Origin of the sequence: Rhodobium orientis, from assembly GCF_003258835.1 — a bacterium.
In the GTDB taxonomy this organism is placed as follows: domain Bacteria; phylum Pseudomonadota; class Alphaproteobacteria; order Rhizobiales; family Rhodobiaceae; genus Rhodobium; species Rhodobium orientis.
On sequence record NZ_NPEV01000045.1, the window covers coordinates 20,166 to 44,503 of the forward strand.

Annotated in this window: 25 protein-coding genes; 21 read left to right on the forward strand and 4 right to left on the reverse strand. The window is 64.9% G+C overall.

The features are described 5' to 3' along the window. Nucleotides 1-11: 11 nt before the first annotated feature. Nucleotides 12-1,958 (forward strand): cadherin domain-containing protein, encoded by a 1,947-nt coding sequence (locus CH339_RS17765; protein ID WP_245408165.1) that lies wholly within the window; start codon nt 12-14, stop codon nt 1,956-1,958. Nucleotides 1,959-2,176: 218 nt separating this feature from the next. On the opposite strand, the gene CH339_RS17770 is transcribed toward CH339_RS17765, so the two are convergent. Next, on the reverse strand, nt 2,177-2,692 hold the full coding sequence (locus CH339_RS17770; protein ID WP_111435723.1) for a MarR family winged helix-turn-helix transcriptional regulator: 516 nt from the start codon (nt 2,690-2,692) through the stop codon (nt 2,177-2,179). A 244-nt stretch (nt 2,693-2,936) separates the two neighbouring features. Here CH339_RS17770 and CH339_RS17775 point away from each other — a divergent pair, with 244 nt between their 5' ends. The 4 genes from CH339_RS17775 to CH339_RS24775 all read left to right on the forward strand — a co-directional run bounded on the left by CH339_RS17775 (nt 2,937) and on the right by CH339_RS24775 (nt 5,544). Beyond that, entirely contained in the window at nt 2,937-3,500 is a 564-nt protein-coding gene (locus CH339_RS17775) for an NADPH-dependent FMN reductase (protein ID WP_111435724.1), read from the forward strand. A 247-nt stretch (nt 3,501-3,747) separates the two neighbouring features. After that, nucleotides 3,748-4,497 (forward strand): dienelactone hydrolase family protein, encoded by a 750-nt coding sequence (locus CH339_RS17780; RefSeq protein WP_111435725.1) that lies wholly within the window; start codon nt 3,748-3,750, stop codon nt 4,495-4,497. Nucleotides 4,498-4,674: 177 nt separating this feature from the next. Next, a complete protein-coding gene (locus tag CH339_RS17785; protein ID WP_111435726.1) occupies nt 4,675-5,274 on the forward strand; it encodes a hypothetical protein in 600 nt (199 codons plus the stop codon). Between the two features lie 39 nt (nt 5,275-5,313). Then, nucleotides 5,314-5,544: a hypothetical protein gene (locus CH339_RS24775; RefSeq protein WP_170138571.1), complete on the forward strand. Its 231-nt coding sequence runs from the start codon at nt 5,314-5,316 to the stop codon at nt 5,542-5,544. A 266-nt stretch (nt 5,545-5,810) separates the two neighbouring features. Here CH339_RS24775 and CH339_RS17790 read toward each other — a convergent pair whose 3' ends face one another. Together CH339_RS17790 and CH339_RS17795 are read right to left on the reverse strand one after the other, a co-directional pair. Continuing rightward, nucleotides 5,811-6,950: a Gfo/Idh/MocA family protein gene (locus tag CH339_RS17790; protein WP_111435727.1), complete on the reverse strand. Its 1,140-nt coding sequence runs from the start codon at nt 6,948-6,950 to the stop codon at nt 5,811-5,813. 31 nt (nt 6,951-6,981) lie between these two features. Then, nucleotides 6,982-8,034 carry a sugar phosphate isomerase/epimerase family protein gene (locus CH339_RS17795; protein WP_111435728.1) on the reverse strand — a complete coding sequence of 351 codons (1,053 nt, stop codon included), beginning with the start codon at nt 8,032-8,034 and terminating at the stop codon, nt 6,982-6,984. Nucleotides 8,035-8,378: 344 nt separating this feature from the next. On the opposite strand from CH339_RS17795, the gene dhaL reads away from it, so the two are divergent. The 9 genes from dhaL to CH339_RS17840 all read left to right on the forward strand — a co-directional run bounded on the left by dhaL (nt 8,379) and on the right by CH339_RS17840 (nt 15,045). Next, a complete protein-coding gene (gene dhaL / locus CH339_RS17800) occupies nt 8,379-8,984 on the forward strand; it encodes a dihydroxyacetone kinase subunit DhaL (protein ID WP_111435729.1) in 606 nt (201 codons plus the stop codon). Then, on the forward strand, nt 8,981-9,370 hold the full coding sequence (gene dhaM / locus CH339_RS17805) for a dihydroxyacetone kinase phosphoryl donor subunit DhaM (RefSeq protein ID WP_111435730.1): 390 nt from the start codon (nt 8,981-8,983) through the stop codon (nt 9,368-9,370). The genes dhaL and dhaM overlap by 4 nt, the downstream gene beginning before the upstream one ends. Next, complete coding sequence (locus CH339_RS17810) at nt 9,367-9,660, forward strand: HPr family phosphocarrier protein (RefSeq protein ID WP_111435731.1); 294 nt, start codon at nt 9,367-9,369, stop codon at nt 9,658-9,660. The genes dhaM and CH339_RS17810 overlap by 4 nt, the downstream gene beginning before the upstream one ends. Further along, on the forward strand, nt 9,641-11,266 hold the full coding sequence (gene ptsP / locus CH339_RS17815) for a phosphoenolpyruvate--protein phosphotransferase (RefSeq protein WP_111435732.1): 1,626 nt from the start codon (nt 9,641-9,643) through the stop codon (nt 11,264-11,266). Before CH339_RS17810 ends, ptsP begins: the two co-directional genes overlap by 20 nt. Further along, nucleotides 11,263-11,676, forward strand: a complete 414-nt coding sequence (locus CH339_RS17820) for a hypothetical protein (RefSeq protein WP_111435733.1) — start codon at nt 11,263-11,265, stop codon at nt 11,674-11,676. Before ptsP ends, CH339_RS17820 begins: the two co-directional genes overlap by 4 nt. Nucleotides 11,677-11,687: 11 nt before the next feature. Next, entirely contained in the window at nt 11,688-12,680 is a 993-nt protein-coding gene (gene dhaK / locus CH339_RS17825) for a dihydroxyacetone kinase subunit DhaK (RefSeq protein ID WP_111435746.1), read from the forward strand. A gap of 167 nt (nt 12,681-12,847) precedes the next feature. Then, nucleotides 12,848-13,393, forward strand: a complete 546-nt coding sequence (locus CH339_RS17830) for a YbhB/YbcL family Raf kinase inhibitor-like protein (protein WP_111435734.1) — start codon at nt 12,848-12,850, stop codon at nt 13,391-13,393. Between the two features lie 363 nt (nt 13,394-13,756). Then, nucleotides 13,757-14,071, forward strand: a complete 315-nt coding sequence (locus tag CH339_RS17835; protein ID WP_201240932.1) for a 2Fe-2S iron-sulfur cluster-binding protein — start codon at nt 13,757-13,759, stop codon at nt 14,069-14,071. Between the two features lie 29 nt (nt 14,072-14,100). After that, nucleotides 14,101-15,045 carry a catechol 2,3-dioxygenase gene (locus tag CH339_RS17840; RefSeq protein ID WP_111435736.1) on the forward strand — a complete coding sequence of 315 codons (945 nt, stop codon included), beginning with the start codon at nt 14,101-14,103 and terminating at the stop codon, nt 15,043-15,045. A 100-nt stretch (nt 15,046-15,145) separates the two neighbouring features. Here CH339_RS17840 and CH339_RS17845 read toward each other — a convergent pair whose 3' ends face one another. Next, on the reverse strand, nt 15,146-16,018 hold the full coding sequence (locus CH339_RS17845; RefSeq protein ID WP_111435737.1) for a MurR/RpiR family transcriptional regulator: 873 nt from the start codon (nt 16,016-16,018) through the stop codon (nt 15,146-15,148). A gap of 198 nt (nt 16,019-16,216) precedes the next feature. Between CH339_RS17845 and CH339_RS17850 the strand changes: the two genes are divergently transcribed. The 7 genes from CH339_RS17850 to CH339_RS17880 all read left to right on the forward strand — a co-directional run bounded on the left by CH339_RS17850 (nt 16,217) and on the right by CH339_RS17880 (nt 23,960). After that, nucleotides 16,217-16,975 (forward strand): N-formylglutamate amidohydrolase, encoded by a 759-nt coding sequence (locus tag CH339_RS17850; protein ID WP_245408167.1) that lies wholly within the window; start codon nt 16,217-16,219, stop codon nt 16,973-16,975. Between the two features lie 2 nt (nt 16,976-16,977). After that, nucleotides 16,978-17,484: a TRAP transporter small permease subunit gene (locus CH339_RS17855; RefSeq protein ID WP_111435739.1), complete on the forward strand. Its 507-nt coding sequence runs from the start codon at nt 16,978-16,980 to the stop codon at nt 17,482-17,484. Continuing rightward, nucleotides 17,484-18,806 (forward strand): TRAP transporter large permease, encoded by a 1,323-nt coding sequence (locus CH339_RS17860; RefSeq protein WP_111435740.1) that lies wholly within the window; start codon nt 17,484-17,486, stop codon nt 18,804-18,806. The genes CH339_RS17855 and CH339_RS17860 overlap by 1 nt, the downstream gene beginning before the upstream one ends. 100 nt (nt 18,807-18,906) lie before the next feature. Continuing rightward, on the forward strand, nt 18,907-19,950 hold the full coding sequence (gene dctP / locus CH339_RS17865; RefSeq protein WP_111435741.1) for a TRAP transporter substrate-binding protein DctP: 1,044 nt from the start codon (nt 18,907-18,909) through the stop codon (nt 19,948-19,950). Nucleotides 19,951-20,037: 87 nt separating this feature from the next. Beyond that, nucleotides 20,038-21,405, forward strand: a complete 1,368-nt coding sequence (locus tag CH339_RS17870) for a glutamine synthetase family protein (protein WP_111435742.1) — start codon at nt 20,038-20,040, stop codon at nt 21,403-21,405. A gap of 21 nt (nt 21,406-21,426) precedes the next feature. Further along, complete coding sequence (locus tag CH339_RS17875; protein ID WP_111435743.1) at nt 21,427-22,809, forward strand: aldehyde dehydrogenase family protein; 1,383 nt, start codon at nt 21,427-21,429, stop codon at nt 22,807-22,809. 5 nt (nt 22,810-22,814) lie between these two features. Then, nucleotides 22,815-23,960, forward strand: coding sequence for an iron-containing alcohol dehydrogenase (locus CH339_RS17880; RefSeq protein ID WP_111435744.1), 1,146 nt, complete (start codon nt 22,815-22,817; stop codon nt 23,958-23,960). Nucleotides 23,961-24,338 lie beyond the last annotated feature (378 nt).

Here is a 24,338-nt window from a genome sequence, read left to right on the forward strand (position 1 = left end):
GCAAAGACACGGTGCGTGGCGACGAGGGCAATGACACGGTTCGGGGCGGCGACGGCAACGACGTCCTGGACGGTGGCAGCGGCAACGATACGCTCTACGGCGATGGCGGCGACGACAGCATTTCGGGTGGCGACGGCGCCGACACGGTGGTCTTCACCGGCACCTGGGCCGACTACGACATAACGGTCAATCCGGACGGATCCTATACCATTTCGGATACCCGCGCCGGCTCTCCGGACGGAGTGGACACCGTTTACGGCGACGTTGAGACCTTTGCTTTCTCCGATGGCCACGGCGGTGTCGTCAGGATCGCCTATGCCGATGTCCCGAACGATGCTCCGGCCGATATCGCGTGGGAGACCGGGAGCGCCGCCGTCGCCGAAGACGCCGCTGTCGGGGACATCGTCGGGACGGTTGCCGCGAGCGATGCCGATTCCGGTATTCCGTCCGAGACCACCTCCTTTGCGATCACTGCCGGCAATGAGGACGGGCTTTTCGAGATCGACACCGCAACAGGCATCGTGACGGTGGCGGCGGGGGCCTCCTTCGACTTCGAAACGACCCCTTCCTACGCGTTGACGGTCGCCGTCTCCGACGCGCACGGGGCGACATCGTCGCAAACGCTGACGATCGCCATCGGCGACGTCAACGAGGCGCCGGATTCGCTGACGGTCTCGGTCTCTCCCATCTATGAGAATTCGGCGGCCGGCACGGTCATCGGCACCGCATCGGCGAGCGACCCGGATGCCGGCGACAGCGTCACTTACAGCCTCGTCGACGACGCCGACGGCGCCTTTGCAATCGACGCGACGACAGGTGAGATCACCGTCGCCGATGCATCGCTCCTCGACTACGAGACTGCGAGTACGCCGGACATTATCGTGCGGGCAACCGACAGCGGCGGGCTCACAAGGGAGGCTGCCCAGACGATTGTCGTCCACGACGTCAACGAGGCGCCGGATTCCCTGACGGTGTCGCTTTCGACAATCGACGAGAACTCGGCCGCCGGCACCGTCGTCGGCACGGTATTGGCGACAGATCAGGATTTCGGCGACAGCCTGACCTACAGCCTCGTCGACGACGCCGGCGGCGCCTTTGCGATCGACGCGACGACGGGCGAAATCACGGTCGCCAACTCGTCGCTGCTCGATTACGAGACGGCGACATCCCTCGACATTGCGGTTCGCGCGACCGACACCGGTGGGCTCTATCTCGGCACCTCCGCGGCCGTCACCGTTAACGACGTCAACGAGGCGCCGGATTCCCTGACAGTGTCGCTTTCGACGATCGACGAAAACTCGGCCGCCGGCACCATCGTTGGAACCGTGTCGGCGACGGACCCGGATGCCGGCGACAGCCTGACCTACAGCCTCGTCGACGATGCCGGCGGTGCCTTCGCGATCGACGCAAGCACCGGCCTGATCACCGTCGCCAACTCGCTGCTCCTCGACTACGAAACCGCGAGCGCGCTGAACATCACGGTGAGGGCGACCGACAGCGGCGGGCTCCATCTGCAGTCGCCCGCGGCGGTGACGTTGAAGGATGTCGTTGGCGAGTCGGTCACCGGTTCCGTCGGCGACGATTCCATTGCCGGCGGCGACGGCAACGACATGCTGGACGGCGCTGCCGGCAACGACTCGCTCGTCGGCGGCAACGATGACGACTATCTCGTCGGCGGAGCGGGCGACGACAATCTTGCCGGCTCGCTCGGCTCGGACACCTTCGTCTATTCCGCCGCCGGCTTCGGACATGACACCGTCACGGATTTCGTGGCGGGTGCCGGGACGGACGACGCCATCGAGTTCAGCACGGACCTGTTCGCCGATTTCAGCGCTGTTATCGCGGCGGCGAGCGACGACGGCATCGACACGACCATCACGCTGGACGGCGACAACACGATCGTCCTTCAAAACGTCGTGGTGAACGATCTGGACCAGGACGACTTCCTGTTCGCGTAGGGCGGGGAGTTGCATCGACCGGACGTCCAGTGATTGATCGCCTGCCGGCGCCAGAGGTGCCGGCAGGCTCGTTCCAAAACGCCGGGCATGTCTCTCGAACGTCGATGCTTGCCCGGGCGATCGTCATGCCACGCTCGGTCTTGTATGGGCGCCATAGAGCGTCGACCGACGGTGTTTTCCGGTTTGATGCGCCGCGGATCGCCGACGCCCCCTTGCTCTCAATCGCGACCGGCCGTCTCGAGCGCCTTCAGGAAGCGCTCCAGAAACGCATTGCCGGCCGCCAGGTCGGCTTTGGAAAAGCCAGCAGCGGCAAGCCGGCCGTGATAGGCATCGAGCAGCATGGCAATGGCATTTTCGGCGAGGGCTCGCCCGGCGGCCGTCAGCCGGATTGGCCGGCGCCGACGGTCGTCGTTGGCCGCGCAGGTCGGCCGTTCGATCAGCTCGCGCGCCTCAAGCCCCTTCATCACCTTGGTCAACCCGCCGGACGAGATCAGCACGGCCTCGTAAAGCTCCGAGGGAATCATCTCGTGCGGCGGCGGACCGGAGCGGAGCGCCGCCAGGACTTCGAATTCGGTGAAGCTGAGGTCAAGCGGCGACAGGGCCCTGCGGGCGGTTTCGTCGAGCAGACGTGCCACGCGCTGGCACAGGACCACGCTGGCATGCTCCGCCGTCCGGCTCTCCGGCCAGTGCGCTTCGAGCCGCCCGAACAGCAATGCGGCGCTGCTCTTTTCCATGCCGGTCTCCTTTCGCCGAACGGTATCGGAGGTCGAAATATCTTGCAAGAAAGATATTTTCCCTATATGTCTTTCTGGAAAGATAGGGTGTGTCTGCCGAGAGCGGGGCCCGGTCTTGGACCAAAGGCACACGCAAGAACAAATGCACGGCGTCGGTCGAGCGATTTCGGCCAGCGCCCCCATTTCCCCACAACAACCGCCGCGTCGCATCGCCGACCGGCGGCGGCAACCAAAGGAGTTCATCGTGGAAGATAAATTCAAGGTAGCGGTCCTCGTCGGCAGCCTTCGCAAGGACTCGCTCAATCGCAAACTGGCCGAGGCACTCGCCGGGCTGGCACCGGACAACCTGGCGTTCGACTTCGTCGAGATCGGCGATCTGCCGCTCTACAATCCGGACCTCGATGATGGCGACGTCCCCGCCGCCTGGCAGCGCTTCCGCAGCGACATCCGCGCGGTCGATGCGATCCTGTTCGTCACCCCGGAATACAACCGCACGGTCCCCGCATCGATCAAGAATGCCCTCGATGTCGGCTCGCGGCCGATGGGCGAGAGCGTGTGGAACGGCAAGCCGGCGGCCGTCGCCACGGGCTCGCCGGGCGGCATCGGCGGTTTCGGCGCCAACCATGTGCTGCGGCAGTCGTTGGTGTTCCTCAACGTGCCGGCCATGCAGCAGCCGGAAGCCTATATCGGCGGCCTCATGAACCTCTTCGACGACGACGGCAAGATCGCCAAGCCCGATACGGAAAAATTCCTGGAAACGATCATGGCGGCGTTCGCCACCTGGATCGCCCGGCACGTCGACCGGTAGAGCAGCCGCGGGCGGCGGCGAGGGACGATCTGCCGTTCCGGCGTCCGACCCGGCATAGCGCTGTCTACAAATCTTCGTGAGTCGTCGCGTTCCTGTCGCCGATGTCGTCGACATTTCGGCTTCGCGCATCAGGTGTATGCGTGAGGCGGCTGCCAGTGCCGTGCCCGAAGCGTATTGGCACGGGCCGTCGCGAGCATGGACGCCAATAGAAACGATACGTCACCAACGACAGGGAGAACGAGCCGACATGACCCAGACAAAGACCCTTTTCGCCGCCGCCGTTGCGACCCTCTTCGCGGCCGGACCCGCGCTTTCCGACGATGTCGGCTACCAGGTCGACGGCAAGGACTTCACCGGCTATTTCGCCGCCGCCGACGAGCCCCAAGGCCTGGTGCTGATCGTCCACGACTGGGACGGCCTCGACGACTACGAACGCGGGCGCGCCGACATGCTGGCCGAGATGGGCTATGACGCCTTCGCCCTCGACATGTACGGCGCCGGCACGCCGACGGAGACCGTCGACGACCGCAAGGCCGCGACCGGCGCGCTCTACAAGGACCGTGCCCGCATGCGCCAGCTTATCCAGGCCGGCCTGGAACAGGCGCGCGGCCAGTCCTCGGCGGAGGGCCTCGTGGTCATGGGTTACTGCTTCGGCGGCGCCGTCGCCCTGGAGATGGCACGCTCCGACATGACCGGCGAGGCGGTCGGCTACGCCACCTTCCATGGCGGTCTGTCGACCCCGGACGACGAGAGCTGGCCGTCGGAGGCCCCGCCGGTGCTGGTCATGCATGGCGGCGCCGACACCGCCGTGCCGATGTCCGCCGTCGCAAAACTCTCCGAAGAGCTGGAAGCGGCGAAGGTGACCTACACCATCGAGGTCTATTCCGGCGCGCCGCACGCCTTCACAGTCAAGGGCAGCGAGCGCTACCAGGAGCGCGCGGACGAGGAGAGTTGGCAGGCCTTTTCCGACTTCCTCGACGAACGGCTCGGCGACTGACCGCTCCGCTCGCTCGACCGGGCAGCTTTTCAACATGACAGACGGCTCCCGCGCATCCGCCGCGGGAGCCGTTTTTGCGTATACCCCGTGGCGGCAAGGACTTGCCCCCGTCTGCTCGCCTGAAGTCTTTGACATGTATGCAGAAAATGCCGTGAAACCGGACTCTCGAGGTGCGGTTTGCGCTCGGACAGCCCGGACATCTCAAGCGGCATCGGCGGCACGCTGATCGCCTATCTGGACCGGCGCGACAACTACACCTGTTGCGGGGCAACGAACCTGTCCGACCGCGACATCGGCACCGGCGTTGCGAGCGACGGTTTCTATGCCATCGCCAATGCCGGGCCGGCGGCCGTCATTCTGGACGTCGGCTCCGCGAAAGCGCTGTCCGGGATCGCCATCTATGGCGGCTATGGCAACCGCGACGACGGGGCATACACGTTGAAGGACGGCAATGGCACCGTGCTCGGGTCCTGGACGGTCTCCAACACCAGCGGCGGCACCAATGACGGCATCGATTCCTACTGGCTGTCCTTCAAGACCGTGGTCACGACCGACAAGCTCGTCATCGATACGGAAAATGCGGAAAACGGCACCAGCAGCTTCCGCGAGATCGAGGTGTTTTCCGCCAATTCGCCGGAGATACGCATCGCCGTGATCGGCGACTCCTACACCGAGGGCTATGGCGACAACTGCGATATCAATGTCTGCAGCCAGCTGCCGACGCCGAAAAGCGAATTCACCACCAGCTACGAGGCCGCGCCGGTGATGCCGGGATGAGGCAACAAATATGGCTGGGCATCGAAGCTCGCCTATCGGATGAACGTGGTCAATCCGCACCGCCGGACCACGGTCGTAGGCCAGTGCACGCGAATAGGCGCCACCAGCACGGACATGTATGCGGCCGGCTGCGGCCCGATCTCCGCCGACAGGAACCCCACACATACGATCATCTTCGCCGGCATCGCGACGCAACCCTGTCAGCAGCACCCGAACGGAGCCAATTATTGGCGAATGGCCGAGAACCTGGTCTGGGCCGTCAACTGGTAGCAGCGGGGCCGGCTTGCCCGTCGCCGCACCGCCCCCCGCAAGGAACCACGCCGGCGGGATGGCTCGGCCCTAGCTGTTTCGCCGGCAAGGAAAAAACTTTGCCGGCGAAATTACGTGCCGAACAATCGCTTCACGAAAGTGCCAGGCGATTGATTTCGCGAAACAAACCGATACGACGTGAGATCAATGGCTTGGCCGCGATTTCTCAAGCCATCTCTGCGCGATGTATGCGATGGCAGCATGCGAAGCCGGTCGCGGCCCTTGCCTCAAAGCGCGATCTTGACCCATCGCCCGCCGGCCTTGGACGAGCGCACGCAGGACGCGATGAAGGCCATGCCCTCAAGACCGTCCGAAATTCCCGGCAGCAGCGTCTCCGGCGTCTTGCCGGTGCGCCTGGTCAGGATCGCGTCGGCGGCCCCGGCATAGAGGTTGGCAAAGGCCTCCAGATAGCCCTCCGGATGTCCGTTCGGGATGCGCGAAACGCTGTTCGCCGCCGCGCTGGCGCCGGCGCCCATGCGGGTGAGGATCCGGGTCGGCTCGCCGAGCCGGGTAAAGCGCATCACGTTCGGGTTCTCCTGCGCCCAGTCGATGCCGCCCTTTTCGCCATAGACGCGCAGCCTCAGGGCATTCTCGTTGCCGGGCGTGACCTGGCTCGACCACAGCATGCCCTTGGCGCCGCTGTCGTAGCGCAACAGCACATGGGCGTTGTCGTCGACCCGCCGGCCGGGCACGAAGCTGTCGAGATCGGCAAGCAGCTCGGCCGGCATCATGCCGGTGACGAAACGGGCGAGGTTGAAGGCATGTGTGCCGATATCGCCGATCGAGCCGCCGGCGCCGGAGCGTTCCGGATCGGTGCGCCAGGAGGCCTGCTTCTGCCCGGTTTCCTCCACATTGGTCGCCAGCCAGTCCTGCGGATATTCCACCTGGACGACGCGGAGCGGCCCGAGATCGCCGTTCGCCACCATCTCGCGCGCCTGGCGGATCAGCGGATAGCCGGTGTAGTTGTGGGTCAGCACGAAAAGGGCGTTGGATTTTTCGGCCAGTTTCGCCAGCTTTTTCGCGTCGGCCGGGGTCGAGGTCAGCGGCTTGTCGCAGATCACGTTGATGCCGCGCTTCAGGAATTCGGCCGCCGCCGGATAGTGCATGTGGTTCGGCGTGACGATGGCAACGGCCTCGATGCCGTTCTTCAGCCGCGCCTCGCGGATCGCCATCGTCTTGAAGTCGTCGTAGACGCGGTCGCCGGCAAGGCCGAGTTCGGCGCCGGACGCGCGCGCCTTTTCCGGGTTGGAGGAAAGCGCGCCGGCGACCAGTTCGAACCGGTTGTCGAGGCGAGCGGCGATGCGGTGCACCCCGCCGATAAAGGCGCCCTGGCCGCCGCCGACCATGCCCAGTCTGATCTTTTCCATATCTTCGCTCCGTCTGTCCGGGGAAGGGGCGTCAAATGCCGAGCATGCGCCGGTTGGCGGCCTCGTCGGTGCCGCCGTCCGCGAAATCGTCGAACGCCTTGTCGGTGACGCGGATGATGTGGTCCTTGACGAAGGCTGCGCCCTCGCGCGCGCCGTCCTCGGGATGCTTCAGGCAGCATTCCCATTCGACCACGGCCCAGCCGTCGAAATCGTTGGCCGCCATCTTGGAAAAGATCGCGCCGAAATCGACCTGGCCGTCGCCGAGCGAGCGAAACCGGCCGGCGCGGTCGATCCACGGCTGGAAGCCGCCATAGACGCCGGACCGCCCGGTCGGATTGAACTCCGCGTCCTTGACGTGGAACATGCCGATGCGGTCGCGGTAGATGTCGAGATTGTCGATATAGTCGAGGCACTGCAGCACATAGTGCGACGGATCGTAGAGCATCTTGGCGCGGGCATGGTTGCCGACCCGCTCCAGGAACATCTCGAAGGTGACACCGTCATGCAGGTCCTCGCCGGGATGGATCTCGTAGCAAACGTCGATGCCGCACTCCTCGGCGTGGTCGAGCAGCGGCTTCCAGCGCCTGGCCAGTTCGTCGAAGGCGGTCTCGACGAGGCCCGCCGGCCGCTGCGGCCAGGGATAGAGGAACGGCCAGGCGAGGGCGCCTGAGAACGTCGCGTGGGCGGTGAGGCCCATGTTCTTTGAGGCGGTGAGGGCCTTCGTGACCTGATCGACGGCCCAGGCCTGGCGCGCGGCCGGATTGCCGCGGACTTCAGCAGCCGCAAAGCCGTCGAAGGCATCGTCATAGGCCGGATGGACGGCGACGAGCTGGCCCTGCAGATGGGTCGAAAGCTCGGTGACGGCGACGCCGTTCTCTGCCGCAATGCCGCAAAACTCGTCGCAATAGTCCTTCGAGCCCGCCGCCTTGTCGAGGTCGATGAAGCGGCCGTCCCAGCTCGGCACCTGGACGCCCTTGTAGCCGCAGTCGGCGGCCCAGGCGGTGATCCCCGGCCAGGAGTTGAACGGCGCTTCGTCGCCGGCGAACTGGGCCAGAAACAGCCCCGGTCCCTTGATCGTTTTCATGAAAGTGCCTCCGGGTTTGCCGGCGCGCTGCCGACCTCGGGTCAAGCTAGCACGGCGATCGGGCGCGATGCGAGGAGGCCGCCGCCGGCTTTTTTGTCGCCGCATTTTTGCCCAGCAAAACCACTACAGTAACTAAACATTTTATTTTAGTGCAGTGCAGCATCGCGGGCGGAAACATCTGGAAAGAAACATATATTCGGCGACGAAAACGATTACCTATCGGCCGCCGGAAGTCAATCCGGTCCTTGATTTTAGCTGCAGACTAAAGTTTAGTTACTAAAATTGTGGGTCCTGTCCGGCGCCGGTTCCGCGGTCGGCGGGAAGTGGAGAAGGAACGCGTTTCAATGGACGACGCAACGCTCATCAGGGCTCTTGTTACGGCCTGTTGCGCCACGATCGAGGAGCACGCCGGCGAGTTGACGAAGCTCGACCAGGCAATCGGCGACGGCGACCACGGCCTCAACATGAGCCGCGGCTTCAAGGCGATCGCGGCGGAAACCGACGCGCTTGCCGCCATGACCCTAGGCGATGCCCTGAAGAAGGCCGGCATGACGCTGGTCATGAAGGTCGGCGGCGCCTCCGGCCCGCTCTACGGCTCGCTGCTGATGGATATGGGCAAGTCCGCGAGCACCGCTCCGGCCAACGAGGCCGAAGTCGCGGAAATGTTCCGCGCCGGCATCGATGCTGTCAAAAAACGCGGCAAGTCCGACGTCGGCGCCAAGACCATGCTCGACGTGCTGGTCCCGGTCGCGGAAACGGTCTCGGAGGGCGGCGATCTCGAGGCCGTCCGCGCCCGCACCGACGAAGCGCTTGAGGCGACCCGCGACATGCTGGCCATCAAGGGGCGGGCGGCCTTCCTCGGCGAGCGCTCGCTCGGTCATATCGACCCGGGCGCGCGGTCCTCGGCGCTCCTCATCCACGCCGTCTGCAACGTTCTGGAGGCCTCATGAGCGAGACCGTTTCCATTGTCATCGTTTCCCACTCGCCGGAGGTTGCCAGCGGCGCCGCCGACATGGTCCGCCAGATGGTCGGCGAGGAGGTCCGGGTCGCGGCCTGCGGCGGCAATCCGGAGGGCGGGCTCGGCACCGATGTCGGCAAGATCATGGAAGCGATCGAGAGCGTCTGGTCGGACAAGGGCGTCGCCATCCTCGTCGACCTCGGCGGCGCGGAGACCAATTCCGAAATGGCGATCGAGATGATCGGCGGCGCGCGTGCCGAAAAAATCGCGCTCTGCAACGCGCCGGTCGTGGAAGGTGCGGTGATGGCGGCGACGGAGGCCGCGGGCGGCTCCGACCTTCAAACCGTGAAGGCAACCGCGGAGGACTTCCAGTCATGAGCGAGGCCTGGCAAACGGAGTCCGCGGTCATCCAGGACGCCACCGGCCTGCACGCCCGCCCGGCGGTGAAGCTCACCAAGCTCGCCAAGCGGTTCGAGGCGCGCGTCGAAATCCGGCCGGAAAGCGCCGAGACCTGGATCAATGCGAAATCCCCCAGCGCCGTGATGAAACTGAAGGCGCCGCACCTGGCGCGGCTGGAAATCCGCGCCTCCGGCGGGGATGCTCCGGCAGCGGTCGCGGCGCTTCGCGATCTGATCAACAGGGATTTCAATGACAGCGCCGAACGCTGAACGGAGATTTGAAGGCCGATCCGCCGCACCCGGCTTTGCCCTCGGGCCGGCCGTCCACCTTGGAGTCGGGCCGGTGGAGACCGCAGGTGAGGCGGCAAGCCCGGAGGAGGAGCGGGAACGGTTCGACGCGGCGCTCGCGGCATCCGCCGAACAGCTCAACATTCTTGCCGACGCCGCAGATGTGCTCGGCGCGGAGATCCTGGAATTCCAGCTCGCCCTCATCGAGGACGACGAGCTGCTCGACCCGGTGCGCGAGGCGATTGCCGGGGGCCGTGCGGCGGCCACCTCCTGGCGCGCGCGCTTGGATGAGGAAATCGCCGACTACCGGTCCGCCGAAGACGACTACATGGCCACACGGGCCTCGGACCTCTCCGACCTTCGCGACCGGGTGCTCGCCAACATGAATGGCGGCTTTACGGCCGCCGACCTTCCCGACGGCGCCGTCATCGTCGCCGACGACCTCACCCCGTCGACCTTCCTCAGCCTCGACTGGCAGCGGCTTTCCGGCGCCGTGCTCTTCGGCGGCTCGTCGACCAGCCATGCCTCCATCCTTGCCCGCTCGCGCGGCGTGCCGATGGTCGTCGATCTCGGTGCTGCCGAGATCGGCGAGGGCGATCTCCTCGCCGTCGATGCGGCGGCAGGATCGGTGATCGCGGAGCCGGGTTCCGACACCCTTGCCGCCTTCACGGCGCAGCGGGAGGCCGACGAGCGCCTCAACAAGAGGGCCGCCGAGCTCCTGAAGGCGCCGGCAAGGACCGGCGATGGCGTGCCGATAAAAGTGCTCGTCAACGTCAACGAGATTTCCGAGATCGATGACCTGTCGCCGGAGATCTGCGACGGCATCGGGCTCACCCGCACCGAGTTCCTGTTTTCCGGCGGCGCGCCGGAGGAGGCGCGGCAGTACGAGGTCTACCGGCGGCTCCTCGCCTGGGCCGAGGGGCGTCCGGTCACCATCCGTACGCTCGACGCCGGCGGCGACAAGCCCCTTGCCGGCATCACGGTCGATGGCGAAAGCAATCCGTTCCTCGGTGTGCGCGGCGTCCGCCTGTCCCTGAAGCGCCGCGAGATTTTCATCACCCAGCTAAGGGCGCTCGCCCGGGCAGCAAGCCTCGGGCCGCTCAAGGTGATGGTGCCGATGGTGAGCGTTCCGGAGGAAATGGTCGCCGTCCGCCAGCTCCTGCGCCAGGCCGTCGCCGCGCTCCATGCGGAAGGCGTCACCGCCCGCGAGCCGGCGCTCGGCATGATGGTCGAGGTGCCTGCAGCGGCATTGATGGCGGACCGCTTTGCCGCGGACTTCTATTCCATCGGCTCCAACGACCTCATCCAGTACACCATGGCGGTCGCCCGCGACGTCGCCGGCCTCGGCCATCTGACCGCGGGGGACAACCCGGCGGTGATGGAGCTGATCCGGCGCACCGTTGCCGCCGGACGGGCGCGCGGCGTCGAGGTCAGCCTCTGCGGCGACATGGCCTCACGGCCGGAATATGCGGCGCCGCTCCTTGCCGCCGGGCTGACGACCTTTTCCGTGGCGCCGGCCGCCGTCGGGCGGATCAAGCTGGCGATTTCCGAGGCACGGGCGCTGGGCGCGGAGGCAAGGGCCGGATGACGAAGGATCCGCTGGTCGCCTACAAGACCTTCCTCAGCGCCGCCGTCGAAAAGCGGCCGTCGGGAACGCGGCGCAAGCTTGCCATGGCCTTCGGCACCCATCCGAGCTTCATTTCCCAGATCACCAATCCCGCTCTCAAGGTACCGCTGCCGGCCCAGCATATCCCGACGCTCTTCCAGGTCTGCCATTTCACGCCGGAGGAGCAGGACGCCTTTCTGGATCTCTACAAACGGGCCCATCCGGCCCAGGCCGCCTCCATCGAGGAACTCGCCGAGAACGAAAAGAACGTCGTCAAGATCCTGCTGCCGCAATTCGACGATCCGGCCGTCAAGGCCGACGTCATCCAGGCCATCAGGGATTTTGCCGAAAACGTGATCCGTCTCGCCGACGGCATCGCCAAACGCAAATAAGGGTGTTCAAAATGAAGAAGCTGATCAACGCTGTCGACGACGTGCTGACGGAAAGCCTCGCCGGCTTCGGGCGCGCCCATGCCAATCTCGTCGAGGTCTCCACCGATCCCAAGCTGGTGACCCGCAAGGGCGGCGGCAAGAAGGGCAAGGTGGCGCTGATCTCCGGCGGCGGCTCCGGCCACGAGCCGATGCATGCCGGCTTCGTCGGCATGGGCATGCTCGATGCGGCCTGCCCGGGCGAGGTGTCTACATCGCCAACACCGGACCAGATGCTGGCCGCGGCTGAAGCCGTCGACGGCGGCGCCGGCGTCCTGTGGATCGTCAAGAACTATGCGGGCGACGTCATGAACTTCGAGATGGCCGGCGAGATGTATGACGGCCCGACGGAAACGGTGCTGACCAATGACGACGTCGCGGTGGAGAGTTCGCTCCACTCGCAGGGCCGTCGCGGCGTTGCCGCCACCGTCATCGTGGAGAAGATCGTCGGTGCGGCGGCCGAGCGAGGCGACGACCTCGCGGCCTGCAAGGCCCTTGGCGACCGGGTCAACGAGGCCTCGGGCACCATGGGCATCGCGCTCACCTCCTGCACGGTGCCGGCGGCCGGAACCCCGACCTTTACGATCGGCGAGGGCGAGATGGAACTCGGCGTCGGCATCCATGGCGAGCCGGGCCGCAAGCGCGTCGAGCTGATGAAAGCCGATGAGATCGCAGAAGCGCTGATCGCCGCCATCTGCGAGTCCATTGCGCCCTCCGGCGACGATGACCTTCTCTTGCTCGTCAACGGCATGGGCGGCACGCCGCTGCTGGAGCTCTATCTCCTCTACAATTCGGCGCTGCAGGTGGTCGAGGAGAGGGGCCTGAAGATCGCCCGCTCGCTAGTCGGCAACTACTGCACCTCGCTGGAAATGGCCGGCGCCTCGATCACGCTGACCAAGCTCGACAAGGAGACGATGGAGCTCTGGGACGCCCCGGTGCACACGGCGGCCCTGCGCTGGAAGGCTTGACCGGAGAGCCGAACAGCGGTTGCCTTGGGAGCGAAGGCGATCCGTCCGATGTCGGCCGGCTCGCGCGCCAATGCGGCGCGGCGGCCGGTCAAACCGATGTCACCCCGGCATGGTGTCTTGCTGCCGGCGGCGGAGCGCCGTCGTTTCATTTTTCCAGAGGAGTTGCCATGAAATCCCTCATTCTTGCCGCCTGCCTCGGCCTTGCCGCCGGCAGCGCCCAGGCTTTCGAGCTGACCAGCGCCGATTTTGAGGACGGCGGCACGCTCGCCGACGAGTTCGTCTTCGACGGCTTCGGCTGCACCGGTTCCAACATGTCGCCGGCGCTTTCCTGGAGCGATGCGCCGGAAGGCACCAAGAGCTTTGCCCTGATGGTCCACGACCCGGACGCGCCGACCGGCGGCGCCGGCTTCTGGCACTGGATCGTGCTCGACATTCCCGCCGATACCACCGAACTGCCGAAGGGCGCCGGCGCCAAGGGCGGCGACAACCTGCCGGAGGGCGCCCATGCCATCGCCAACGACTATGGCTTTGCCGGCTGGGGCGGCCCGTGCCCGCCCAAGGGCGACGAGGCCCATCGCTACAACATCACGCTCTACGCCCTGCCGACCGAGAAGCTGGAGGTGCCGGACGGCGCCTCAACGGCGGTCACCGGTTTCATGATCAACGGCAATACGATCGGCAAGGCGACGCTGCAGGGCAAATACGGCCGCTGAGCCGACGGGGCGGGGAAGGGCGGTTTTGCTATCCCGTTCCGCCCCGTTGCAGCCTCAGCAATCCCATCATCAGGGCCGCGGGCGACCTCAAAGAGAGGTAGGCCGTGGCCTTTTCGTTCATGCCCGGACGACCCGCGCGACGGGCCAACGGCTTTGTAAAACCGGCGATTTTCCCGCAGGATCGGCCGTCTCCATTGATCCCGGCGCGGACCGGAAGCTGCCGGCTTCGGACATATCCGAATTCCGCACCGCCAATTAAAAAACGTCATAAAACAAAAAAAACGGTTTTTTTGAGCGTCGGATTGTGGCACAACTGTCGGTAACGCTTGCAACGAAATCGCGGGCAAGAAAATGACGAAGAACGTGGTCACCATCCTCGACACCGGGGAGACATATGGGTGCGCCCGGGAGGAAAACCTGTTGGATGCCATGGTCCGGCTCGGCCGGAAGGGCATTCCGTCCGGCTGCCACGGCGGTGGCTGCGGTGTATGCAAGATACATATCGTTGACGGCACCTGGCGCGGCAAGACAATGAGCCGCGAGCATGTCAGCAGTGACGAGGAGGCGCGCGGCATCGTCCTTGCCTGCCGGGCCTATCCGTCCTCCGACGTCACGCTGAAGGTGCTTGGAAAAATGAAAAAGGCCGTGTGCCGCGAACGGAAATACGGCCTGGTATAAAAACAGCTCGAATGGAGGAGACGACGACAATGGGTGTGATGCGAATTGGCCATATCAACCTTCGGGTGCTCGATATGGATGCGGCCCTCGACCACTACGAAAACACCATGGGCCTGTCCCGGACCGACACCGATGCCGACGGCAACGTCTACCTCAAATGCTGGGACGAGTGGGACAAGTACTCCGTCATTCTGACCGAGGCCGACACCGCGGGCATGAACTCCATCGCCTTCAAGGTGGAAAAGGACGCCGACCTCGACGCGTTCAAGAAGCGCATCACCGACTATGGCGTTGCGGTCACCGACATGCCGCCCGGCGAGATGAACGCCTGCGGCCGCGCCATCCGCTTCACCCTTCCGAGCGGCCACGACATGCGGCTCTATGCGGAAAAGGAATTCCTCGGCAAGGCAGTCGGCACCCTCAATCCCGAGCCCTGGCCGGACGAGACCAAGGGCGTCAAGGCGCACTGGCTCGACCACGCCCTGCTGATGTGCGAGCTGAACCCGGAAAAGGGCGTCAACAAGGTCGCGGAAAACACCAAATTCATGTCGGAGGTGCTCGACTTCCACCTCGGCGAGCAGGTGCTGGTCGGCCCCGACGGCGACATCCAGGCCGCGACCTGGATGTTCCGCACCTCGACGCCGCACGACATCGCCTTCGTCGGCGGCCCGAAGATGGGCCTCCACCACTGCGCCTTCTTCCTCGACGAATGGAGCGACGTCCTGAAGGCGGCCGACATCATGGCCAAGCGCAAGGTAAAGATCGACGTCACGCCGCAGCGCCACGGCATCACCCGCGGCTCGACGATCTATTTCTTCGACCCGTCCGGCAACCGCAACGAAACCTTCGCCGGCCTCGGCTATCTGGCCCAGCCGGACATGCCGCCGATCACCTGGACGGAAGAGAATTTGTGGCGCGGCATCTTCTACCACACCGGCGAGGAAGCCGGCGAATTCACCAGCGTCTACACCTGATCCTGAAGGGCACTGCAATTGTCGTTTCCCGACAGCCAACTTGCGGACCGCCGGGTGCTCCCATCGAGCACCCGGCGTTTTTTCCCGTCGGTCGCAATGCCTAGCTGAATTTGCGGAACAGCCGGGTCTTGTCGAAGAGGTCTTCCAGGTCGGCCATCCGCTCCCGTGTGGTCTGCCAGGTAGCGGCCTGGATTTCCGCGATGATGGTCTCCACGACCACCAGCAGCGAGGCGGCGGAGTCCCAGGCCGACGGCACCTCGATGCGGCAATTGAAACGGTGCGCCACGTGCTTGCCGACGGGCGAGCCCCACTGGTCGGTGATCAGGATCATCTCCGCGCCCTTTTCCCCGGCCAACTCGGCGAGTTTCAAGAGCTCGTTCTCGTAGCGCCGGATGTCGAAGAGCAGGAGCACGTCGCCGTCCTCCATGTCCATCAGATGGTGCGGCCAGACATTCGCGCCGGTCGGCATCAGGGTGACGTCCGGGCGCAGCATCTGCAGGTGCCGGAACAGATAGTCGGCAAGGGTGTAGGTGATGCGCCCGCCGGCGATGTAAATCGACCGCCCGCGGTCGGCGAGCAGCGCGCAGCTCCGGTCGAAGTCTGCGGCATCGATGTGCAAAAGCGTCTGGCGCAGGTTCTGAACGACAGTCTCGGCAAAGCGGTTGAGGATGTGCTCGTCCGGCGCGTTCTCGGCCCAGCGGTCGTGCTTGGCGATCGGATTGGAGATCGTCGCCTCAAGCTCCCGGCGCAGCGCCTCCTGGAATTCCGGAAAGCCCGAAAAGCCGATTTTCTTGACCATGCGGGCCACCGTCGGCGTCGAAACGCCGGCCTTTTGCGCCACCGCCGTGATGCTGGCGAGCCCGGAAACCGGCCAGTTTTCCAGCAGCGAATTGGCGAGCTGGCGCTCCGCCCGGGTCAGGTCGTCGAAGCGCTGCTGCAACAGGACGTCGACCGTCTTTTCCGCACCCGCCATCCCCGTTTCCCTCCCAACCCGTTGATTTGTCGCGGCTCTGATACTCTGATGCCCGAAGCGTTTCCAGCGATCCGGCCGCGCGTTTGGAAAAGATATTGACAGCTCATTTCAACCTGTTCAAATATTTTCAAACAGCGGGGACAGGGTGTGGCTGAGCAGCTCAACGCAGCGTTATTGTCGGAAGGGGATGGTCCCGCCGTGCGGGTCCGCAATCCCGGCGCCAGCAGCCCGATCCTCCTCGCCTGCGATCATGCCAGCAACCGCATCCCGGCCTCGCTCGGAACCCTCGGACTGGAGGCCGATGCGCTCGTCAGCCATGTCGCCTGGGATCCGGGAGCCGAAGCCGTCGCCATCGCGATGGCCGAAATCCTCGATGCGACGGTCGTCTCGTCGGCGTTTTCGCGGCTTGTCTTCGACGTCAACCGGCCACCCGGCGCGGAAGAGGCGGTCCGCCTCGTCAGCGAGACCGTCGAAATCCCCGGCAACCGCGATCTCGATCCGGCGGCATTAGCGGCCCGCGCCGATGCGCTCTATCATCCGTTCCACGATGCCATCGACGGCATCCTCGAAGAGCGCATCGCCGCCGGCACCGAGCCGGTGCTCGTCACCGTCCATTCCTTCACGCCGGTCTATTTCGGGCACACGCGGCCGGTGGAGCTCGGCATCGTCTTTGACGCCGATGCGCGGCTCGCCGATGCGGTCTTGAGGCTGGCGCCGGCGCACACGCGGCTCGCGATCCGCGCCAACGAGCCCTACGGGCCGAAGGACGGCGTCACCCACACGCTGGCGCGCCATGCCCTGCCGCGGCAGATCCCGAATGTGATGATCGAGATCCGCAACGACCTGATCCGCACTGCCAGCGACCAGTCGCGCATTGCCGGGCAGTTGGCGGCCCTCGTCGGCGCCGGGGTTGAGCTTCTGACCTCCACCTCAAGGACAAGAGCGGGGCGCGCCTGACCATGCCGCAAGCCCTGAAGACCTTCGTTCGGGCGATCGACGCCTTCAATCGGGGCCTCGGCCGCATCACGATGTATCTGATATTCGTGATGATGGGGATCCTTCTGTGGTCGTCCTTTTCCAAGACCTTCCTGCTGCCGTCCCTTTGGACGCTGGAAATGGCGCAGTTCACGATGACTGCCTACTACCTGATCGGCGGCCCCTACGCGCTGCAGGCGGGCGCCCATGTGCGCATGGACCTTTTCTACGGCAACTGGTCGGACCGCCAGAAGGCGTTCGCCGACGCACTGACCGTCGCCTGCCTGTTCTTCTATCTCGGCGTGCTGCTCTATGGCGGCATCGAGAGCACGATCTACGCGTTGAAATACGCCGAGCGCAGCTACTCGGCCTGGCGGCCCTACATGTCGCCGATCAAGATCATCATGTGCATCGGCATCTTTCTGATGCTGCTCCAGTCCCTCGCGGTCTTCCTCAAGGATATCGCCAAGCTGCGCGGGGAAGAGCTCTGATGTCCTACGAGATGCTCGCCCTCATCCTGTTCGCATCGATGATGCTGATGATGATGACGGGTCAGCGCGTCTTCGCCGCCATCGGCTTCGTCGCGGTCGCCGCGGCCCTGCCGCTGTGGGGCGTCGGCGGCTCCAACATCGCCTTTTCCGCAGCGATGAAGCTGATGAAGTGGTACCCGCTGCTGACGCTGCCGCTGTTCATCTTCATGGGCTACGTGCTGTCGGAATCGCGGATCGCCGACGACCTCTACAAGATGTTCCACGTCTGGATGGGACCGCTGAATGGCGGTCTCGCCATCGGCACCATCGGCCTGATGGTGCTGATCTCGGCGATGAACGGCCTCTCCGTCGCCGGCATGGCGATCGGCGCCACCATCGCGCTGCCCGAACTTCTGAAGCGTGGCTACGACAAGCAGATGGTGACCGGCGTCATTCAGGCGGGATCCTCGCTCGGAATCCTGGTGCCACCATCCGTGGTGCTGGTCCTTTATGCCATGATCGCGCGCCAGCCGGTTGGCCAGCTCTGGCTTGCCGGCGTCGTCCCCGGGCTGATGATGGCCGGTCTCTTCGTCCTCTACATCGTCATCCGCTGCTATTTCCAGCCGCAATTGGGGCCGGCACTGCCCGCCGAAGAGCGCGACGTCTCCCGGCGCGAGAAGCTGCGTCTCCTGAGCGCGGGCCTGCTGCCGCTGGCCATCTTCGGCGCGATGATGGTGCCCTTCATCAACGGCTGGACGAGCCTCGTGGAAAGCTCGGCCATCGGCGCGCTGACGGCATTCATCGCCGCCGTCCTGAAGCGGCGCATGACCTGGCACGTGTTCCACACCTCCGTGGAAAAGACCCTGTTCGTCTCCTGCATGTTCATGTGGATCATCCTCGCCGCGCTCGGCTTCGGCGCCGTCTTCGACGGTCTCGGCGCAGTCAAGGCGATCGAGGGCTTCTTCGTCGACCAGCTTGGCCTCGGCCCGTGGGAAATCCTCATCCTGATGCAGCTTTCCTACCTGATCATGGGCACCTTCCTGGACGACACCGCGATGCTGGTGATCGTCGCGCCGCTCTATGTGCCGCTGGTCCGGGCGCTCGGCTTCGACCTGATCTGGTACGGCGTCCTCTACACGATCACCTGCCAGATCGCCTATATGACGCCGCCCTTCGGCTACAATTTGTTCCTGATGCGCGCCATGGCCCCCAAGGAGGTCGGCCTTGGCGACATCTACCGCTCCATCGTCCCGTTCGTGCTCGTCATGCTCGTCGGTCTCGCGCTCATCACCGCGTTTCCCGAGATCGCGCTGTGGCTGCCGAACTACGTCTACGGGAAGTGATCCCGTGCCTGTCGGGGCACGACACCGTTTCGGCCGGGCCTTGCCCTTTGCCGAATGCCACACGGGCCCTACCGGTGGCCAACCAGAAGGAGGAGAACTTATGACGACGAGACGTGATTTCCTGAAGAATGCGGGCGTAGCCGGCGCTGTCGGCGCGTCCTCCCTTGCCGCCCCGGCCGTCCTTGCCCAGGCACCGATCAAGTGGCGCCTGCAGACCTATGCCGGCCCGGCGCTGGCCGAGCATGTGGTCAAGCCGGCGATCGATTCCTTCAACAAGATCGCCGAAGGCCAGATGGAGATCGAGCTTTACACCTCGGACTCCCTGGTGCCGACGGGCGAATTGTTCCGCGCCATGCAGTCCGGCACCATCGACATGGTCCAGTCGGACGACGACTCCATGGCCTCACCGACGGAAGTCACCGTCTTCGGCGGCTACTTCCCGTTCGCCTCGCGCTATTCCCTCGACGTGCCGGTGCTGTTCAACAAGTACGGCCTCGCCGAGATCTGGGCGTCCGAATACGAGAAGGTCGGCGTCAAGCACCTGTCGGCCGGTTCGTGGGATCCCTGCCACTTCGCCACCAAGGAGCCGATCAACAGCCTTGAGGACCTGAAGGGCAAGCGCGTCTTCACCTTCCCGACGGCCGGCCGGTTCCTGGCTCAGTTCGGCGTCGTGCCGGTCACCCTGCCGTGGGAGGACATCGAGGTCGCGGTGCAGACCGGCGAGCTCGACGGCATCGCCTGGTCGGGCATCACCGAGGACTACACGGTCGGCTGGGCGGACGTCACCAACTACTTCCTGACCAACAACATCTCCGGCGCCTGGATCGGCTCCTTCTATGCCAACATGGACCGCTACAACGAGCTTCCCGACAATCTGAAGGAACTCCTGAAGCTGGCCATGGACTCCTCGCACTACTATCGCCAGTGGTGGTACTGGGGCGGCGAGGCCTCGCTGCGCGTCGACGGCACCAAGATGAAGCTGACCTCGATCCCCGACAAGGAATGGGATCAGGTCGAGGAGGCGGCCCACAAGTTCTGGGACGAGATCGCCGCGGAGTCGGAGATCAAGGCCAAGGTCGTGGAGATCTTCAAGAAGTACAACGCCGACATGGCCAAGGCCGGCCGGCCGTATCGCTACACCTAGAGGCCGCCAGCACATTGACGATGACGCCCTTCCCGCCCGCCGCGGGGAGGGCACTTCTCTTCCAGACCCTTTTTAAAGAGACCAGAAATGTCCGGTAACCTGACACTTGACGAGCTCCAAGCCGCGGTCGCCAATGGCGAGATCGACACGGTGATCATGGCCCAGATCGACATGCAGGGCCGGCTGATGGGCAAGCGCTTCCACGCCCAGAACTTCCTCGACGCGGGCGTGGAGGAGACCCACTCCTGCAACTATCTCCTCACCGTCGACATGGAGATGGAGCCGGTGCCGGGCTACAAGTCGGCAAGCTGGGCCGCCGGCTACGGCGACTACACGATGAAGCCGGACCTCTCGACCCTGCGCCGCATCCCCTGGCTCGACGGCACGGCCCTGGTGCTCTGCGATATCCTCGACCACCACACAAACGAGCCCGTTCCGGTCTCGCCGCGGGCGATCCTGAAGCGCCAGATCGCGCGGCTCGATGCCATGGGCCTTGTCCCGATGATGGCCTCGGAGCTGGAATTCTTCCTGTTCCGCGAGACCTTCGAGGAGGCCGTCGCCAAGGGCTATCGCGATCTCACGCTGATCAGTCCCTACAACGAGGACTACCACCTCTTCCAGACCACCAAGGAAGAGGACGTCATGCGGGCGATCCGCAACGGCCTCTTCGGCGCCGGCATCCCGGTGGAGAACTCCAAGGGCGAGGCCTGGGCCGGCCAGGAAGAGATCAACGTGCGCTACGCCGAGGCGCTGACCAACGCCGACTACCACGTCATCACCAAGAACGGCTGCAAAGAGATCGCCTGGAAGAACGGCCGCGCCGTCACCTTCATGGCCAAATGGGACTACCTTGCTGCCGGCTCCTCCTGCCACATCCACCAGTCGCTTTGGACCAGGGACGGCAGCCCGGCCTTCTTCGACAAGGACGCCCAGTACGGCATGTCTGAGACCATGCGCCACTACCTTGCCGGCCTCCTGAAATACGCCGGCGACTTCACCTTCTTCCTCGCCCCGAACATCAACTCCTACAAGCGCTTCCAGGCCGGCACCTTCGCCCCGACCAAGGCGGTCTGGTCCCAGGACAACCGCACCGCCGGCTACCGCATCTGCGGCGACGGCACCAAGAACGTCCGGGTCGAATGCCGGGTCGGCGGCGCCGACCTCAACCCCTATCTCGCCTTCGCCGCGCTGCTCGCCGCCGGCATGGCCGGCATCGAGGAAAAGCTCGACCTGGAAGAGGAGTTCCGGGGCGACGCCTATGCCGCACGGCGGGCCCGCGAAATTCCCGGTACCCTTCGAGACGCGGCAACGGCCCTGAAGCGGTCAAAGATGCTGCGCGCGGCCCTCGGCGACGACGTCGTCGACCACTACGTCCATGCGGCGGAGTGGGAGCAGTTCGAATACGACCGCCGGGTCACCGACTGGGAAATTTTTAGAGGCTTCGAGCGGGCATAAGGCCCCGACAGAGAGTACGACATGACGACACTGACCTGTATCTCTCCGATCATCGGCGAGCCCTTCGCCACGCGTGAGACCCATCCCGTTGGCGAGGTCGAGGCGCTCCTCGACAAGGCGCGTACGGCCCAGGAGGCCTGGGCGAGGCGCTCCCTTGCCGACCGCCGCGACATCGTCATGACGGCCGTCACGGCCCTCAAGGTCATGAACGACGACGTGGTCGTGGAACTTGCCCATATGATGGGCCGGCCGGTGCGCTATGGCGGCGAGATCGGCGGCGTCAAAGAGCGCGCCGACCATATGGCGAGAATCGCCGAAAAGACGCTCGCCGACGACGTCATCGAGGACGACAAGGCCTTCAAGCGCTATATCGCCCGCGAGCCGCTCGGCGTCGTCTTTGTCGTCGCACCCTGGAACTATCCGTATCTGACGGCCGTCAACAGCATCGTCCCGGCGCTGATCGCTGGCAATGCCGTGATGTTGAAGCATGCGACGCAGACGCTGCTCGCCGGCGAGCGCTTCGGCGCCGCCTTCCAGGAGGCCGGTCTGCCCGAGGGGCTCTTCACCAACCTCTTCCTCAGCCACGACGACACCAGCGCGCTGATCGCCGCCGGAAGCTTCGATTTCATCAACTTCACAGGCTCCGTCAACGGCGGCCGGACCATGGAAAAGGCCGCTGCCGGCACCTTCACGCCGATCGGACTGGAGCTCGGCGGCAAGGATCCCGGCTATGTCCGCGCCGACGCCGACCTCGACGCCGCGGTCGACACCCTCATCGACGGCGCGATGTTCAATTCCGGCCAGTGCTGCTGCGGCATTGAGCGCATCTATGTCCACGAAAGCCTGTTCGACGCCTTCGTGGAAAAGGCCAAGGCCCTGGTCGAGACCTATGTCCTCGGCGACCCGCTGGACGACAAGACCACCATCGGCCCGATGGCCAATCTGCGCTTTGCCAATGTCGTCCGCGAGCAGATCGCCGAGGCCTTGGAGAAGGGCGCAAAGGCCCTGATCGACCCCAAGCTCTTTCCGGCCGATACCGGCGAGACCGCCTATCTGGCGCCGCAGATCCTCGTCGACGTCGACCACTCCATGAAGGTCATGCGCGAGGAAAGCTTCGGCCCCGTCGTCGGCATCATGAAGGTCTCGTCCGACGCCGAGGCCATTGACCTGATGAACGATTCCGATTTTGGCCTGACGGCATCCCTCTGGACGAAGGACGTGAAGGCCGCCGAAGAGATCGGCCGCCAGATAGAGACCGGCACCGTCTTCATGAACCGCTGCGACTATCTCGACCCGGCGCTCTGCTGGACGGGCTGCAAGGAGACCGGCCGCGGCGCGACGCTCTCCTCCCTCGGCTATCTGAGCCTCACCCGGCCGAAATCCTATCACCTCAAGAAGGCCTGACCTCCATGACTCCCACTGCCAACTGGAGCTATCCGACGACGATCCGCTTCGGCGCCGGACGGATCGCCGAACTCGCCGATGCCTGCAGGGCCACCGGCATCGCAAAACCGCTGCTCGTCACCGACAAGGGCCTTGCCTCCCTGCCGATCACCAAGGGCGCGCTGGACCTCATGGAAAAAGCCGGCCTCGGCCGCGGGCTCTTTTCCGACGTCGACCCGAACCCGAACGAGAAGAACCTTGCGGCCGGCATTGCCGCCTTCAAGGCCGGCGGCCATGACGGCGTGATCGCCTTTGGCGGCGGCTCGGGCCTCGACCTCGGCAAGCTCGTCGCCCTGATGGCCGGCCAGACCGTTTCGGTCTGGGACCTGGAAGACATCGGCGACTGGTGGACCAGAGCCGACGCATCCGCCATCGCCCCGATCATCGCCGTTCCGACGACGGCGGGCACCGGCTCGGAAGTCGGCCGGGCAGGGGTGCTGACGAACTCGGAAACGGGCGTGAAAAAAATCATCTTCCACCCGAAGGTGCTGCCCGCGATCGTCATCTGCGACCCGGAACTGACCGTCGGCATGCCGCCCGCGATCACCGCCGGCACCGGCATGGACGCCTTCGCCCATTGCCTGGAGGCCTATTCCTCGCCCCACTACCACCCGATGTCGCAGGGCATCGCGCTGGAGGGCATGCGGCTCGTCAAGGAAAACCTCCTAAAGGTGTTTCGCGACGGCAGCGACCTTGAAGCCCGCGCCCACATGATGAGCGCGGCGATGATGGGCGCGACCGCCTTTCAGAAGGGTCTTGGTGCGGTCCACGCCGTCTCGCACCCGATCGGCGCCGTCCACCACACCCACCACGGCACCACCAACGCCCTGTTCCTGCAGCCGGTGCTGACGTTCAACCGGCCGGCAATTGAAGAAAAAATCGACCGCCTTGCCGCCTATCTCGGCATCGCGGGCGGCTTCGAGGGCTTCTATGCCTTTGTGGGCGACCTCAACGCCGCCCTCGGCATCCCGACCTCACTCGCCGGCCTCGGCGTCGAAAACCCCGACCTCGACCGGTTGACGGCGGAAGCGCTGAAAGACCCCAGCGTCGGCGGCAACCCCGTCGCCATGACGCCGGAGAACACGCGGGCGTTGTTGGAATCGGTGCTGTAGGCCGGTCGTTCACTCGACATGCTGCATTGTCTTTTGCATGCGCCATGCAGATGAACGTGCAGCATTTCGAGATCGGACTAAGCGACAGGTTGTCTTAAGCAAGTGACAAGATGATATTTTCCGAAAGGCCGACTGGATTGCCGCGTCGGCCTGTCGGCCTCCTCGCAATTGTGCGAGTTCAGATATTCGCTGATGGGATTGCGGAAAGGAGCGACCCATGCGCGACAACAGCTATGACCGGACGATTGAACGGAACTATGTTCAGAAGTGGCGTTTCCTGATCAGGGAGTATGAGGAGGTGAAGGCCGGCCGGTCGTCGGCCTTTGCCACGGTCGGGGCCTTTTACCGCCACCACGGCACCTGCTCGCAGACCTTCCG